The sequence below is a fragment of the Chloroflexus sp. genome (genome assembly GCF_056331925.1).
On record NZ_JBWGQH010000024.1, the window covers coordinates 54,016 to 70,376 of the forward strand.

Below are 16,361 nucleotides of genomic sequence, written 5' to 3' on the forward strand. Positions count from 1 at the left end.
TCCTCCGTGATACAATAAACAGGCGCTCGACAATCTCGACAGCGTATTGTCATCGCTCTACGAGAGGCCGTATGCAGATCACGCTCAATATCGAATCTATTCGCGCTGATACGCCACTTCCTCCGCTCTTCCGCGTTCGCCAACGCTGGCAGACTGCCCCCATCGCCGATGTGACGGCTGCCGTTCGCAGCGAACTTGATCGGCTCGGCTTAGCGGCACAGATTCGGCCCGGTATGCGTATTGCTGTTACTGCCGGCAGTCGTGGTATTGCCAATATTGTGCAGATTACAGCTACAGCAGTCGCATGGTTGCGTGATCACGGAGCCGAACCGTTCATTGTGCCGGCCATGGGGAGTCATGGCGGTGCCACTGCTGCCGGGCAGGTGGCTCTATTGGCGTCGCTGGGTATTACCGAAGCTTCTGTGGGTTGTCCGATCCGGGCAACAATGGAAGTGGTTGAGTTAGGCACTATCGCCGATGGCACACCGGTCTATATGGATCGCTTTGCGTTTGAGGCAGATGGCGTACTGGTGATCAACCGTATCAAAACCCATACCTCGTTCAAGGCGCCGATTGAGAGTGGGCTGGCAAAAATGTGCGCGGTGGGGTTGGGAAAGCGTCAAGGCGCTGAAATCGTGCATCGCACGGCTGTCTACGGCCTGAAAGAGCAGATCGTTCCCATGGCGCGTTTGATCGTCGAGCGTGGCAGGGTACTGGCTGGTTTGGCGATTCTCGAAGATGCCCGTGATCAGACCGCGGCGATTGTCGCGCTCCCTCCCACCGAGATTGGCGGTCCCGGTGAAGCAGCTCTGCTGGTGCGCAGCAAAGAGATGATGGCGCGTTTGCCGTTTGACCGGCTTGATGTATTGGTGGTTGATCGGATCGGCAAAAATATCAGTGGTACCGGTATGGATACGAACGTGATCGGACGTTTGCCCATCCCCGGTGAGCCACCACCTGATCGGCCGGTGATTAACGTCATTGTTGTTCTCGATCTCACCCCGGAAACCCACGGAAACGCCAATGGCATTGGTCTGGCCGATATTACGACTGCTCGTCTTGCGGCAAAGATCGATTTTCACACGACCTATGTTAATGTGTTGACTGCCGGCTTGGTCGGTCTTTGCAAGGGTGGTTTGCCGATTACCCTGCCCACCGAGCGCGACGCAGTAGCAATGGCGGTCAAGACGTGTGGTCAGCCTGATCCGATGGCCGTGCGCTTAGTCCGCATTCCTGATACCCTACATCTGGAAGAGTTGCTGGTAAGCGAGGCACTATTGACGGAAGTGAGTAACAACCCTGATCTCGAATTGCTCGGACCGGCTGAATGGATCCTCGATACGATGGGAGAATAAACTGATGCCCACCCACCATCTGCTCCACCACTGGGATGAAGTCGCAATAGATCGTTGGGAACGCGCTGCCCCTCTTCCTGATGATGACCCCTACGCGCGGATTGCGTTGATTAGCCCATCTCTCGCGGTCAATGAGGCCATTGAACTGATCCCGAGCTGGGCTGCCGATACACCATCTGATGGTTGGATTGAAGTGCAATTACGTGTGCAACAGTCGGGTCGGTGGAGTAAGTGGTACCGGATGGCAGTGTGGGGTGACGATGGTTCTCACCGGACAAGTTTCGAGTCGCAGCAAGATGAGCATGCTGCTGTAGCAACCGATACCTTGTGCTTGGTTGTGCCGGGACAAGCAGTGCAAGTCCGGGTGTTGCTCTGCGGTTTACCCGGTGTTGATATGCCGCGATTGTTCGACCTGTACCTTTGTATAACCACAACGGCACCACCTCAGGTAATGTCGGCGCCGCCAGCCTTATCGGCGATTGCGCTGCCGCTCTTGATCGGCCAATATGACTACCCCGATGGTGCAGGCTGGTGTAGTCCGACGGCTGTTCATATGGTGTTGGCGTATTGGTATGCGCAATTGCTCAATCCACGTCTCGCTCAGTTTGCCGATGGGACGACATTGCCCCATCTAACGGTAGCCGGTATCTTCGATCCGGGTTGGAATGGTACCGGCAATTGGTCGTTCAACACCGCGTTTGCTGCTCGCTTCGGTCTGCGTGCCTACATTACACGCTTTGATACGCTTGAACAAGTAGGACGCTGGACAGCAGCCGGTGTACCGGTGATTATCAGCTTGGCGTGGGAGAAAGGGCAAATCAACGATGCTCCAGAGCGAACGAGTGGGCATTTGACTATCGTGCGTGGTTTTACCGAGACACATGCCTTGATTGCTGAACCGGCCGGGCGGGATCGTATCTTGCGTGCGTATCCGCAAACTCAGCTTGCCACAGCGTGGCAAGCCAAGTCAAATGGTACGGTGTACCTCATCTACCCGCCTGATTGGCCGTGTCCTGTTCCCGGTCCCGTTGATGCATGGATCTGACTCGACTACGTACACACTCTGCGCGCTTCTCAGCACAGGGTCAGTTTGCTCTTACGATAGACCTGTATGCATATTTTGATGCTTTCGCCATACCCGCCTTATCCACCCCACAGCGGTGGTGCACTGCGGATTTATCACCTGTTGCGTGGATTGGTTAACCGGTACTCCGTAACGTTACTGACGTTCGCCCCTGATGCAACAGCGATTGCCGCTCTGCAACCACTGCACGCATTAGCTCAGGTTGAAGTTGTGCTTGGCCCACCGCCTCGTTCGCTAGCCCAACGGGCATTAACGACCCTCTTCAGTCCATTGCCTGATATGGCATTGCGCAATGCGAGTGCTTCGTATGTCACAAAACTGGCCGAATTGCTGACCAGAACGCAGTTTGATGCGGTGCTGGCCGAAAGTATCGAGATGGCACCGTACTTATTGCAGGCCGCTCGGTGTGGGTTTTACACCATACTTGATGAATTTAATGCCGAATACCTGCTCCAACGACGGGCAGCACTCAATGATTTACGTCGTCTCCCACGACCCACGGCATTGATCGGTGGGAGCTACTCGTTGATACAGTGGCTCAAGTTGGTCACCTTCGAGCGACGTGTGTTAGAAACTGCTCAGCGCGTGCTCGTTGTTTCGCCTGAGGATGCAGCAGCTTTGCGGCGATTAGCCCCTCGTGTGCGGTTGGAGTTGGTGCCGAATGGCGTTGACTGTTCGCATTTTGTCCCGCCTACTCCACCACCACTGCCGAGCCACGATCTCGTGTTTATCGGTACCCTCGACTATCGGCCTAACGTCGATGCGGTGCTTTGGTTTGTCCATGAAGTGCTTCCCTTGATCCGTGCGCAACTTCCTGAAGTGCGCTTGCATCTGATCGGACGCCGACCCCATCGTGCATTAGCAGCGCTGCACGATGGTGAAACGGTGATTGTCACCGGCGAAGTGGCCGATACCCGTCCGGTATTGGCGAGTGCCGCTGTGGTCGTTATTCCGATGCGCATTGGGGGTGGTTCGCGCTTGAAGTTGCTCGAAGCATTAGCGATGGCTGCACCGGTGGTGTGTACAACGATGGGCGCTGAAGGTATTCCCGGTTTGCGTGATGGCGAACATCTGTTGCTCGCCGATACGCCACAGGCAATGGCGCAAGCTGTGCTCCGGTTGGTGACCAACCGGTCATTGGCGTGGCAGCTTGGTCAGGCCGGACGTGCGTTTGTTTGCACTCATTACGACTGGTCGCAGATTGTGCCACGTTTGATCAAGGTGCTGGCTCATTGAAACGATTGGGTTGTGTATGCGAGGGTTGTTCATCGGGTTTAGCTATCCTTGGCGCGCCCTTCGTCTCCTTATCGGTCAACCGCGATTGTGGCGCTATGTTGCCATTCCGATTGGTCTGAATCTTCTTGTCGGGGTCATGCTCTATACGACCTTGATGCTGGCCGGATTTCACGCTATCGATACACTTGTCGCCGATTGGCCGGGGTGGATTGCATGGGTGCTACGTGGTATCTTGGTAGTCACTCTCTTCATCGGGTTGGGCTATCTGCTGGTGCGTTTTGGTGTTGTACTCGGTTCGCCTTTTTACAGTCGGCTTTCTGAAGTACTCGAAGAACGGCTCCGAGGTGTCATGCTCACCGCACCTCAAATGACGCCCGCTCATATCGTTCGTGATCTAGGAGGCGCTTTGCTCTTTGAAATAAAAAAGCTCCTGCTGACGGTGACAATCGGTCTCCCAGCACTGTTGCTCAACGTTCTCCCCGGTATTGGCTCAGTGCTGGCGACGATAATCGGCATAGCACTTGGGGTAACGATTGCTTGTCTTGACTTTTTTGATCCTCCACTCGAACGACGACGATTAGCGTTCCGTGCGAAGCTCGGTTTCATCGGCCGTCATTTGCCGGCCAGTGCCGGATTTGGGTTGATCTGTTTAGGGCTGGTGAGTATTCCGTTGCTCAACTTGCTGGCCGTGCCCATCTGTATTACTGCCGGCACGCTTTTTTACTGCGATGTGGCTGCAACCGAACCGGCAACCTCGTAGCATTACTGACTACCAACCGGTACGATCCGATAAATATGCCCGTTTTTATCATCTGAGACAAAGATCGTCCCGTCCGGGGCAACTGTGACTCCGGCCGGTCGGCCCCATGCACTGCCACATTCCTGTTGCGGATTATCACGGAAGCCGGTCAAGAATGGCTCTGCCGAGACTGGCCGTCCCTCGGTGACGCGAATCCGTTGCATGCGGCAATCACGCGGCGTTTCATCAGCATTCCACGAGCCATGGTAGGCGATCAACACATCGCCATTCGCCAACCGATCAATCCCCAACGGCGCCGAGTGAGCTGCATCGGTGAAAAGAGCTGGTGTTGCTTGTTCGCAGCCGGTAAACGCTGCATCAAGCGGAACGCGGGTGTCACGAACCTCTTGCGCGTTGGGAGGTACCGGACCCAGCTCGGCGGTGTAGCAGTAGGGCCAGCCGTAGTGTTTGCCACGTTCAACCTCAATCACCACCTCTTCTGGTGGCAGATCATTCCCCAAACCATCGCTACCGTTGTGGGTCGCCCATAACCGACCGTCAGGCAAGAAGATGAAATCAACGCTGTTGCGCAACCCTTCAGCCCACACTACGCGGCGACGCGGATCAGGGTCATTGGCAAAGGGATTGTCGGTGGGAATACCCCCATCGAGCGTATAACGAAGGATAGCGGCCCGGCGAGGGTCGCCTTCGCTACAGTTGACGGTAATGTTACACTTTGAGCCGACCGATACGTAGAGCATTCCATCCGGCCCGATCCGTGCGGTGCGGGTTGAATGACCGCCATCATTAGGTAAATCTGTCACTACTGCGACAATTTCATCGACACTCCATTGCCCATCACCGTTCACATCACGCAATCGCCAAACCGTTGCATTACCCGCGGCGTACAGATCACCCGCGTACCATTCGAGACTATGTACCCCTGTCAGATTGATCACAACCGGTTGTGGCGTGTCGGCATACCCATCACTATCTCTATCGACCAGTCGTACAATCCGGTTCGCGCCTCGCTCGGCGACATACAGTGCGCCATCAGGTCCTATTGCCATCAGGCGTGGTCGGCTGAGCCCGCCGGTATACAAACGGACGACGTAGCCTTCGGCCACTTGGAGACGGGCCGCCACTTCGTCTGCCGGTGGAATAACCGGTAGACGGCTGATTAGCGGTAAAAAAAGATTCTGTGCAGGTTGCGTCCAGGCAATGGTGAGGAGTGCGATTGCTCCAGCCACAATGAGGATTATCGGGATACGCTTCATCTGTCAGGCCCGGTTTGGTATTCGCGGCGTCGTGGTACAACGCCGCGACAAGGGTGAACCTCCATTTTACTCTTGCGTCGTCGTGCTCTCATCACTCGGTGGGGTGAGTTGGGGCAACACGCCACTCTCGCCGAGTAAGCCGGTACGCAAGTACACCAACAACTTCTTACGTGTATCGGCAATATCATTGTTGCGCATATGCAACTGACCGATCCGATCTTGGGGGGTAAAACTGGCTTCCCCCTTCTCCATTGTTAACCGGCTGGGGTCATACGTCAAATTCGGTGAACTGGTATCGAGGATCGAATAGTCGTTACCTCGTCGCAAACCGATAGTTACCTCACCGGTAATGAGGCGGGCTACCCAACGTTGCAGCGACTCACGGATCATCATCGCCTGCGGGTCAAACCAACGTCCGGCGTATAGCAACCGTCCCAATTTGCGTCCGTACTCACGGTATTGGTCGATAGTATCTTCGTTGTGAATACCGGTAACCAGCCGTTCGTAAGCGATAAAGAGCAGTGCCATTCCCGGTGCTTCATAGATACCACGGCTCTTCGCTTCGATAATCCGGTTTTCGATCTGATCGCTCATACCCAGACCGTGCCGGCCCCCGATCCGGTTGGCTTCGAGCATCAACTCAACGTGATCGCGGAAGGTAGTCCCGTTAATTGCGACCGGGAACCCTTCTTCAAAGGTAATCCGCACCTCTTCGTACTCGATCTGCACTTCTGGTCGCCAAAACGCGACTCCCATAATCGGATTGACAATCGTGATATTGCGGTTGAGAAACTCGAGGTCCTTGGCTTCGTGAGTAGCACCAAGAATGTTCGAGTCGGTCGAGTACGCCTTTTCGGCCGGCATGCGATACTCTAGTCCGGCTCGGCTCAAGTACGCCGACATCTCAGCGCGCCCACCCAGCTCATCAATAAACGCCTGATCGAGCCACGGCTTATAGATGCGCAGATTGGGGTTGACGAGCAACCCATAACGATAGAAACGTTCGATGTCATTTCCTTTGTAGGTACTACCATCACCCCAAATATTGACGCCATCTTCACGCATTGCCGCAACCAGCATCGTTCCGGTAACGGCACGACCGAGGGGGGTGGTGTTAAAGTACGGCAGACCGGCGGTTGAGATGTGGAAGGCTCCACATTGTAGTGCTGCCAACCCTTCGGCAACGAGTTGGTGACGGCAATCGATCAGTCGTGCCGCCTCGGCGCCATACAGCAGTGCCCGCCGCGGAATATCTTCATAGTCAGGTTCGTCGGGCTGACCGAGATTTGCGGTGTAAGCGTAGGGAATTGCACCTTTTGCCCGCATCCAGTGAATAGCGGCACTGGTGTCGAGACCGCCGGAAAACGCGATCCCGATCTTCTCACCGACCGGTAGGTGCTGCAAAATCTTTGCCATAGTGTTGCTCTTTTCTCGTTTATACCAAATAGTGTTGGTCCGTGTCTGCCGTATTATAGCAGGGAAGTTCTTATCGGCGTGATTGTACACCGCCACAGGAAGCAATGGTACAATGACCAGTAGAGACAATTGGTTTATCAAATGAGTGAGTATTATGGATCTACGTGTACGCCTTCTCGTTTCACTTTCTCCACTGCTAGTGGCGTTAGCGATCATTGGTGGGATTGCTCTCTATTCACAGCGACGAGTGGCTGAGGCAGTTGATGCAGTTGATCGAAGTGCCCGTAATCTGGTTGAAGTAGCGCAAGGCGAATCGATCATCTTACTCGAACAATATTATGTGAGCGAACTTGTCAACGGTTATCAGTTGAGTCGGCGTGAGCTCGAGCAGATTCGCACAGAAGCGCAACGCTTTTTTCGGGAATATACTTCAATCCATGAAGGTTTTATCGAACTCGAACTTGTGGCGCGTGTTGAAACGATGATTGCCCAGCATGATGCCGCCCTGACGTTCCTTGATCGTGGTGATCGTCAGCGTGCCCAAGAGCTGCTGCAAAGTGTTGATTATCATCGTAACATTCGTGCCATTCATAGTCTGGCAATCGGTGCACAACGTGAATATGAAGTGCAGTATCTAGCGCGAATTGCTGCCCTTGAGCGCATTATTAATGAAGGTTTCTGGATTGCAGCTACCATTGTCAGTATATCAATCGCAATTGCTCTTAGCTTAGCCGTTTCGCTGATCTGGCAAGTTGGGAAGAGTGTTGATCGCCTCACCATCGATGCCGAACGATTGACAACATCCGATAGCTATGGTGTGCTTAGTCAAATCAGCCCGATTAATCAGCTCCAGCGATTGCGTGATGCGTTTCAGCATCTGATCGACACCAATTATCACCGCCAACAACAATTAACCGCTGCATTGCAGACCCAGCAGGCACAGCTCGAGCGCGAAGTGCAATTGCAGGCGACTATTCGGGCCTTAAGCTTACCGATAACGGCCCTCGGTCCGCACACGATCTTTTTACCACTCGTTGGGTATCTTGATGCCGAGCGAAGTGCTCAGCTTGAGCAGACTGTCCTTAATGCAATTCAGCAACGACGAGCACGAGCGGTGGTGATCGATGTTCATGGACTAGCAGCAGTTGACGAAGCGACAACACAGACGCTCATAAGAGTTGGACGTGGTGCGCAATTGTTAGGAGCAACCGCTATCCTCGTTGGTGTCCGGCCAGAACAGGCGCTCGCTTTCACCGAATTACCCATCGGTTTATTTCGGTATGCCCGTGATATTCCCTCGGCCCTGAGTCTCGTAAGCTAACACTCTGTTATAATGCAGTGCGTTACCGTTCGTTGGTACGAAGGAGGCCATCATGCACATCGTTGTGTGTCTAAAACAGGTCCCTCGCGATAATTCGGTCAAGATCCGACCGGATCTGACGATTGATGCCGAGGGAATCGAGAAGATCATCAACCTCTTTGACGAATACGCGCTCGAAGAGGGCATTCGCTGGAACGAACAGCACGGCGGCAAGATGACCGCTTTGTCGATTGGGACTACCGAATGGGTTGAGCAATTGCGGCGGGCGTTGGCAATGGGTGCCACCGATGCGCTGTTGCTTAGTGACCCGACGTTTATGAACCTTGATACCATCGCTTCTGCACGTGTTGCGGCGGCGGCGATCCGTAAGTTGGGCGATGTTGATCTCGTCATCACCGGCCGTAATAGCACCGACGACGAAAGTGGCGCGTTTGCGCCTGCACTGGCGCGTTTATTAGGCTGGCCACAGTTGACCTATGTTGGTAAGGTGCTCGAACTCCAGCCGGGTGGCACGATCAAGGTGGAACGCCATCTCGAAAGTGTGATCGAAACGGTTGCTTGTCGCCTGCCGGCAGTCATGTCGGTGGTGAAGGATATCAATGAGCCGCGCTATCCCTCACTGCTCAAGATCAAGCGGGTTGCCAAAGTCGAGCCACCGGTTTGGACGGCCGCCGATCTGGGGTTGAGTGCTGTCGATATAACCCCGGTGGCGCAACTGGCTGCACGGGTACCGCCGCCACCGCGTCCGAAAGGTGAAATCATCGATGGCCCTGATGCCGCTACGAAGGTGCGCAAGCTGGTCGATAAGCTAATGGAGTATCAGGTGATTTAAGCGCGGGAAGGAGCAGATTATGAGCGGCGTATTAGTCATTCTCGAAGCCGTTGGTACTGATTTGGCCGCCATTTCACGCGAATTGCTCGGCAAAGGCCGGCAATTGGCCGACACGTTGGGTGGCCGATTGGCTGCACTGGCGATTGGTCCGACGACATCTGTCGCGGCGCAGGCCGGTGCTTTCGGCGCCGATCAGGTCTATACGGTACAGGCGCCGGTGCTGGCTCACTATACTACCGATGGATACGTCGCAGCCGCAATGGCCGCAGTGCAGGCGTGTAATCCGGCACTTATTTTGGCCGGTAGCAGTTTCCAGATGCGCGATTTTGGTGCAGCACTGGCAACCGATCTCAATGCCGGTCTGGTGGTTGACGCGATCGATCTGCAAGTGGTCGATGGCGCAATCCAAGCAACCCGACCTTCACACGGTGGGAATGTGATCAATACCTATCGGTTTGCTACCAGTAAGCCGGTAGTGGCGCTGGTGCGGAAGCAGAGTTTCCCGGAAGCAACTGCGCAACCCGACCGCAGTTCACCAATTACCGAACTTACCATCTCCGATCTTACCCCGCGTACCGAGGTGTTATCGGTGGTACCGAAGGCCGGAGCCGTCAATCTCACCGATGCGGCAATTATTGTCACCGGTGGTCGCGGTTTGGGGAACAAAGATAACTACTATCGCCTCATTCCGCCGTTGGCCGAGGCACTTGGTGGTGCATATGGGGCTTCACGGGCCATTGTCGATGATGGTTGGGTTCCTTACGAGCACCAAGTTGGTCAAACTGGTAAGACGGTAAGCCCCAAACTGTATATCGCAGCCGGTGTGAGTGGAGCAATTCAGCACCTGGCCGGTATGCGGACGAGTCGCACGATTGTGGCGATCAACAAAGACCCTGAGGCGCCGATTTTCCGCATTGCTACCTTTGGCGTGGTCGGTGATGTCAATGAAATCCTGCCGTTGCTTACGGAAGAGGTGAAGCGGCGGCTGAATCGTTAAGTAAACTGAAGGTTATTGTATGTCGGGAGCCGTGCGGTGTTCGATAGAGGGTGATCAACGCACGGCTCTATGCTTGGGTGAACCTATCGTTTCGCCAGTGCCGCCTGCAATGTGCTATATGTGCGAATATGGTGGAGATCGATCCCTAGTGTTACGAGCGTCTGGGCTACTTCAGGCCGAATCCCAACTAATATCACCTGCGTCCCCATCAATCGAGCTGCTTCGACCAATTGCAGTAATCCTTTAGCTACTTGAGAATCGATCACCGGTACACCGGTAACATCGATGATCAGCTCGCGCGCATTAGTGTGCTCAATCTGGTTGAGTGCTTGTTGCTGCATGTTGACGATTCGGGCTGTATCGAGTGCGCCGATCAAGGGCATGACGAGCGTCGTATTGTTTACCGGTAGTACCGGAACACTAAGCTCCCGGATGACTTGACGCTGCTGTTCATTTTCGGCGAGTAAGCGAGCTTGTTCGGCCGTTCGTTGTTCTAGGTCGCGCAACGCGATTTGTAATGCCTTCGTGCGTTGTTCGACTTGCAATTCGAGGGTGGTGTTGAGTTCGGCCAGTCGAGCAGCGTTTTGTCGTGCTTCATTGCTCAACCGACGGGCTTCTTTGAGGGCGTTGTCGGTAATCTGTCCACCGATAAATGTAAACCATGCAGTACCAACCTGTAAAAAGAGCGCAGCAAGGATAAGGGAAGTTTGTAGTTGATCGATAAAAATTGGTGTATTGGCAATAGTCCACGCTACAAAGAGACCGACAATATTTGCTACCAAAACTAGCCAAATAAATACCGGACGTACCGTCAGACCGGCAACGAGGATAGATACGACGAGGTAAAAAGGTGATGTAAGCGGGCTGGTCGGTGAGCTTTGGATAACGATTGGTGTTAGTATCGGGAGAGTAATAAATGCGATTAATACCAAACTACCTATGCCAATGTACCCACGGCGAGTGATCGCAATGGTGATGAGATATGCGGTAATACTGATGATAATAATAACGAGTGAAATGAGCAGGTTGCTGCCGGAAAATGTGAGGGGAATTGCCAGTACTGCTAAACAGATCATGACGAAAGCAACAATAACGGTTGTACGACCACGCCGAAGATCATCTTCGTCGGTACCACAAATGTTCGTCAGCCATGCGATCATCGAACGCATATAACCTCCTGTGTTATAGCGACCGGTATTTGTTATTGTATTCATTTCCATCACAATTGAGAACATTGCTTTGATGGAAAAGGTATTAGTACGCTGCTCCTACCTATTGTCGTGATTGTCTAATCCCTTTTGTCAATCTACAACGGGACTCCTTCGTCTCTCTACAAAACGGTCTTGCTTGGCTACAGTACAGATAGAAACCGGCTTTGCCTCTTCTCTCACTTTAGCCGAGCGAGGCCGCTATGCGTACCAAACTTCTTCTCAGCATGCTGCTTTGCTTAAGCATAACACCGGTAGCCTTGATCCACGCGACTCCGCCGATCACAACACCTGAGCTTGCCCTGCCGCCGAATGATGTTCTGATCGCACCACCACCAGCGACTCTCGCATTTGCTACCGACGAAGATCTCCGCTTACCGAGCCAGTACCTCGCCGGTCGGGTGGCCGTGCGGTTAGTGTTGCCTGAAAGCAATGGGCTGATCGATCCGTCGGATGAGAATTGGACTCCTGATCAGATCGAGCAGGTTGTGAGCGAAACGCAAGCCGCTCTCGACTGGTGGCGCGAGCGATTGCCTGCTGCCCGGTTAGCGTTTGACCTGGTCGTTCAGACGGTGCCGACCAACTACGAACCGATTCGCTATGGCATTGCGCAAGAAGGTCTCTGGATTAGTGATGTGTTGCGGGCATGGGGCTACGAAGGGGGGAACTATATTGAGCAAGCGTACAGCGCTGCCTTTGATCTACGCGATCAACGTGGCGCCGATTGGGCGACGACCATCTTTATTGTCAATAGTGCCCGTGATGATGGCTACTTTGCTGATGGTCGTTTTGCCTATGCCTACCTCAACGGCCCATTTAGCGTCATCACATCCGATGGTGGCCCGTACACGACTCGGTGGCTGCGTGCCGTTATCGCCCACGAATTTGCCCATCTCTTCGGCGCACTCGATCAGTACAGTTCGGCAAATGTGAGCTGTGATCTGCGCAGCGGCTATCTGTTTGCACCGACGACCAACAGTATGTTCAACAACTGCGGTACTAACGAGCCTAGCATCATGCGCGAGCTGATCACCAGCTTTACTATCGGCGCGGTTGACGTATCGGCGCGGGCGCAGCTCGGTTATCGTGATAGCGATGGTGATGGCGTGATTGATGTGCTCGATACGACGCCGACGATCACGCTTACCGCTACTGGGCAAACGCTCAGCCATCGTCCGATGGTTGAGTTGATGGTTCGTGATCTGGGTTATCCCTCGCCAGTACAGCCTGACGTCAGCATTAATCCAATCCAGTCGGTAGAGTATCGGGTTGGGGACAGTGATTGGCAGCTTGCGCTACCGGTTGATGGTGCGTTTGATCAGACCCGCGAGGTTGTTCAGGTTGAGTTACCGCTGTACGACGGCGAGCATGTTGTTGAGTTTCGCGCTGTGAATCTGGTAGGCAACGTCTCAGCCCCGATCAAACAGACGTTCACGATTAGTGGCTTGGGTGTGGCGCCTGTCTACAGACTAGCACCGGCATTCATTCAAGAGCAAACGCTGATGGTTCATGTCCAAGCACCACCGGAAACACAAGCCGTCGAAGTGAGTACCCGTCGCGACTTTGTCAATCCGCTGCGCCTACCCTACCGCTCTGAAATTGTGCTGCCATTACCCAATGAGTTGGTGCTCTCCACATTTACTCATGCGCCGATGCTGTATGTGCGTTTTATCGATGCGGCCGGGTTACCGTCATTGGTCTACGCTTTACCGATTGACTTGCCAGAACCGGTGATGGTAATGATCCCGTTAGTGCTACGGTAGACGCCTCGTAAACGGTTATCTCATCGTTCAGGGCAGCCGCCGAGTGGTCTGCCCTTCTTCTTTTTCAACTCCTATCGGCCTGAGATTCTGCAAATCTGTTACCGACGTTGATCCTTCAAGTATGGTATACTAAGGTTGTCGGAACAATTGGTCTAGTGAGGGAGTGTGCGTGTATGCGTTATGACCGTCATCTCGGCCTATGTATCATCTTTGTCGTACTCTTCTTGAACACTTGGTCGTCGCCAGTGCCCGTGGTACAATCGGCTAGTCCTTCCGTATTTGGGGCCAATACCCATATTGCGGCCAGCTATCCATTTCCCGACTCACTGAACCGGCCCGCCGATGTGATTGCCCAAAGTGGAATGGGTTGGGTCCGTGAGGAATTTCAGTGGGGTCGCATCGAACCGCGTCCCGGTCAATTTGATTGGACATTTACCGACCGAGCGGTGAATGAATTGGTGCAACGCGGAATCAACATTATCGGCCTGCTCAACCCGGCAGTCGGTTGGGGTACGCCTGATCCGGCGGACGATTATATTCCGCCAGAGCAAGGAAGCTTCTACCCGCCTGATCCACAACTCTTCGCCAACTTTGCTGCGACCGTTGTCAATCGCTATAAGGATCGTGTGCGCTATTGGCAGGTCTGGAATGAACCGGACAACCCGGTCTACTGGCGACCGTCTCCTAATCCGGCGGCGTATGCGGCCCTACTACGCACAGTCTATCCGGCGATCAAAGGTGCTGATCCGGGTGCGACGGTGCTGGCAGCCGGAATTGTCTCACCTGAACCGGCCGGTTCATTTCTGCAAGCTATTGCTGAGAATGGTGCATGGGGATCGTTTGATGTTATCGCACTTCATCCATACACCGATCCGCTTGGCCCTGAAGCCGGATCGATTGATACGGTTGGAATAGGTGCGATTCAGACGCTAGCCGCTCGGCTTGGCCCTAAACCGATCTGGGTTACCGAGTTCGGCTGGGCAGATAGTCCGACCGACCGCACCGGCGAACAGAGGATAGACCCGGAAACACAGGCTAATTATCTGATTCGGGCGATGGCAATGCTGCGCCAGGCCGGTGTCGAGCGGGTGATCATGTACCGCTTCAAAGATATGCAATTGCGGAACGGTGTCCCGTACAACGCCTACGGTCTGTTGCGCTACGGCAGTGGTCAAGCCGATTATAGTCAGTTCAAACCGGCTTTTCATGCCTTCCGCACGCTGAACCAACAGGTAGGTGGTCGACAGCCGCTCGGCTTACGACGGTTGAGTGATCAGCGGATGGCGTTTGATTTCGAGCGGGCCATTGCCTGGCAAACATTTCCGCCCGGTAACGGCTCAATTGTCCAGAGTAGCGGGCAAACGCACAGCGGCGGCGGTGCCGTTGAAGTGCGTTATCGCTTTACTACCGGTGGTAATGATTACGTGAGCTTCACACCACGTGAGGCAATTACCTTTCCTGCCGGTACCAGTCAGATCGGGTTATGGGTGTATGGAGATGGTAGCAGCTTCGATCTTAAAGTCCAACTGCGTGACACGCAAGGTGAGATCCTCCAATACCGCCTAGGCAAGATCGGCCCTACCGGTTGGCAGCAATTAGTGACAGCGATCACTGGGCCGGTCGAGCCGGGAAACCAGATTCGTTTTGTGAACGGTCGGCTTGACGGTGACATTACTTTGCAGGCGATAGTGATCGATGATGACCCTGATAGCCGAACCGGAGAAGGTGTCGTCTATCTCGATGACCTCATCGGTTACAGCGGGCCGGAAGCTTATGCAGCCCGTTTTGCCGCCGATCGCGGTGTGGTCGAAGTCGTATGGGCTGTTGATAATGGCCAAGTACGCATACCGAGTGCCGATACCGAAGTCACGATTATTGATCGTGATGGCGGTGAGCGACGACAGGCGGCACCGGGAGGTATATTGACCCTCAATGTCGGGCCAAGTCCGATCTATTTGGTCTATCAGCCGGGAACCGCATCGGTGCAGCCGCCATCGCAGCCATCAACCGGTAGCGGTTTTGTTCCATCCAATGGTGCCTTTGCCGATGATGCGATGCGTAACGTTTGGCAACGAACCGATCAACCGGTCGCCGGTGGTGCGCCTGGGTTGCGTCCGCGTTCGTGGATCTGGGGGCCACAACCGATCAGCGGTGCGATGCGGGAGCCTTATGCGCAAAGCCCCGGTGGTAGTCGGCTTGTTCAGTATTTCGACAAGAGCCGTATGGAGATCAACAATCCTAATGCACCACGCGACCAATGGTATGTAACCAATGGTTTGTTAGTCGTTGAGATGCTCACCGGTCGAATCCAGCTTGGTGATACACAGTTTGAAGATCGTACACCGGCGACGGAAGCCGTAGCAGGTGATCCGGCAAGCGTGAATCCGAATGCACCGACATATGCCACGCTCCGCAGCGTTGCTTTTCCGGTTAACTCGGCCCGCGCATCCGACCGGAACGGTCAGGTAGTGACCGCTTTTCTCAATCGTGATGGCACCGTCGTTGACCGGCCCGATCTCGCCCGCTACGATGTCCGGATTGGTAGCTACGAAGCTACGCTCGGTCACAACATCCCCCAAGTCTTTCTCGACTACTTCGCGCAGCAAGGCGTAGTGCTCGAAAATGGACGGTACGTTACACGCCAGATCATTGATTGGATCTTTGTCATGGGTCTACCGATCAGTGAGCCATACTGGACGCGGGTCAAAGTTGGTGGTGTTGAGAAGGATGTTCTCATGCAGGCGTTTGAACGACGTGTCTTGACCTATACCCCTGATAACGATCCCAACTGGCGGGTTGAAATGGGGAATGTAGGTCAGCACTACGTGCGCTGGCGATATGGCCCGTAGGGTGTGGGTAGGGTTATAGTGCAAAAACTATCGATGCCCTTGATAGTAGACCGTTCCTACTAAGAACATGTGCCATTGAGGGCACGTTCTCTGTTTGGACTGCTTATGTCAGCTCGTAGTGTCACAGGCGTTTTTTCGCTGACGGGGATGATAAAGATTGCTCGCTGCGCTCGAAATGACAATGGTGGAGGGGCAAAGAGGGGGCCGCCGGGCCTGGTCATAGCAAGCGCTACGCATCATCCCCTTCCCGGTCATATCTCGTTCCGCGCCATCCACGCACCTGT

12 protein-coding genes are annotated in these 16,361 nt (G+C 54.2%); 9 read left to right on the top strand and 3 right to left on the bottom strand.

Features of this window, described 5'->3' with window-relative positions; translation table 11 throughout:
* The first annotated feature begins 71 nt into the window (after positions 1–71).
* The 4 genes from AC01ZF_RS13035 to AC01ZF_RS13050 all read left to right on the top strand — a co-directional run bounded on the left by AC01ZF_RS13035 (position 72) and on the right by AC01ZF_RS13050 (position 4,435).
* Positions 72–1,355, top strand: a complete 1,284-nt coding sequence (locus AC01ZF_RS13035; protein ID WP_424677081.1) for a nickel pincer cofactor-dependent isomerase, group 22 — start codon at positions 72–74, stop codon at positions 1,353–1,355.
* A 4-nt stretch (positions 1,356–1,359) separates the two neighbouring features.
* A complete protein-coding gene (locus tag AC01ZF_RS13040; protein ID WP_476575409.1) occupies positions 1,360–2,400 on the top strand; it encodes a C39 family peptidase in 1,041 nt (346 codons plus the stop codon).
* A 66-nt stretch (positions 2,401–2,466) separates the two neighbouring features.
* On the top strand, positions 2,467–3,675 hold the full coding sequence (locus AC01ZF_RS13045; protein WP_424677083.1) for a glycosyltransferase family 4 protein: 1,209 nt from the start codon (positions 2,467–2,469) through the stop codon (positions 3,673–3,675).
* Between the two features lie 16 nt (positions 3,676–3,691).
* Positions 3,692–4,435, top strand: coding sequence for an EI24 domain-containing protein (locus AC01ZF_RS13050; RefSeq protein WP_424677084.1), 744 nt, complete (start codon positions 3,692–3,694; stop codon positions 4,433–4,435).
* 2 nt (positions 4,436–4,437) lie between these two features.
* Here the strand turns inward: AC01ZF_RS13050 and AC01ZF_RS13055 are convergent, their stop codons facing one another.
* Positions 4,438–5,691, bottom strand: a complete 1,254-nt coding sequence (locus tag AC01ZF_RS13055) for a PQQ-dependent sugar dehydrogenase (RefSeq protein ID WP_424677085.1) — start codon at positions 5,689–5,691, stop codon at positions 4,438–4,440.
* Positions 5,692–5,757: 66 nt separating this feature from the next.
* Entirely contained in the window at positions 5,758–7,107 is a 1,350-nt protein-coding gene (gene argG / locus AC01ZF_RS13060; protein ID WP_424677086.1) for an argininosuccinate synthase, read from the bottom strand.
* Between the two features lie 154 nt (positions 7,108–7,261).
* On the opposite strand from argG, the gene AC01ZF_RS13065 reads away from it, so the two are divergent.
* From AC01ZF_RS13065 to AC01ZF_RS13075, 3 genes are read left to right on the top strand one after another with little or no spacing between them, the layout of a single operon-like run.
* Positions 7,262–8,428 carry an STAS domain-containing protein gene (locus tag AC01ZF_RS13065; RefSeq protein WP_476575410.1) on the top strand — a complete coding sequence of 389 codons (1,167 nt, stop codon included), beginning with the start codon at positions 7,262–7,264 and terminating at the stop codon, positions 8,426–8,428.
* Between the two features lie 52 nt (positions 8,429–8,480).
* Entirely contained in the window at positions 8,481–9,260 is a 780-nt protein-coding gene (locus AC01ZF_RS13070) for an electron transfer flavoprotein subunit beta/FixA family protein (protein ID WP_424677088.1), read from the top strand.
* A 19-nt stretch (positions 9,261–9,279) separates the two neighbouring features.
* Positions 9,280–10,257: an electron transfer flavoprotein subunit alpha/FixB family protein gene (locus AC01ZF_RS13075; RefSeq protein ID WP_424677089.1), complete on the top strand. Its 978-nt coding sequence runs from the start codon at positions 9,280–9,282 to the stop codon at positions 10,255–10,257.
* An 83-nt stretch (positions 10,258–10,340) separates the two neighbouring features.
* Here the strand turns inward: AC01ZF_RS13075 and AC01ZF_RS13080 are convergent, their stop codons facing one another.
* Positions 10,341–11,426 (bottom strand): STAS domain-containing protein, encoded by a 1,086-nt coding sequence (locus tag AC01ZF_RS13080; protein ID WP_476575411.1) that lies wholly within the window; start codon positions 11,424–11,426, stop codon positions 10,341–10,343.
* A 242-nt stretch (positions 11,427–11,668) separates the two neighbouring features.
* On the opposite strand from AC01ZF_RS13080, the gene AC01ZF_RS13085 reads away from it, so the two are divergent.
* Both AC01ZF_RS13085 and AC01ZF_RS13090 read left to right on the top strand, forming a co-directional pair.
* Positions 11,669–13,228 (top strand): zinc metalloprotease, encoded by a 1,560-nt coding sequence (locus AC01ZF_RS13085; RefSeq protein ID WP_428132809.1) that lies wholly within the window; start codon positions 11,669–11,671, stop codon positions 13,226–13,228.
* Between the two features lie 173 nt (positions 13,229–13,401).
* Positions 13,402–16,077 (top strand): flagellar filament outer layer protein FlaA, encoded by a 2,676-nt coding sequence (locus tag AC01ZF_RS13090; RefSeq protein ID WP_424677092.1) that lies wholly within the window; start codon positions 13,402–13,404, stop codon positions 16,075–16,077.
* The last annotated feature ends 284 nt before the right edge of the window (positions 16,078–16,361 follow it).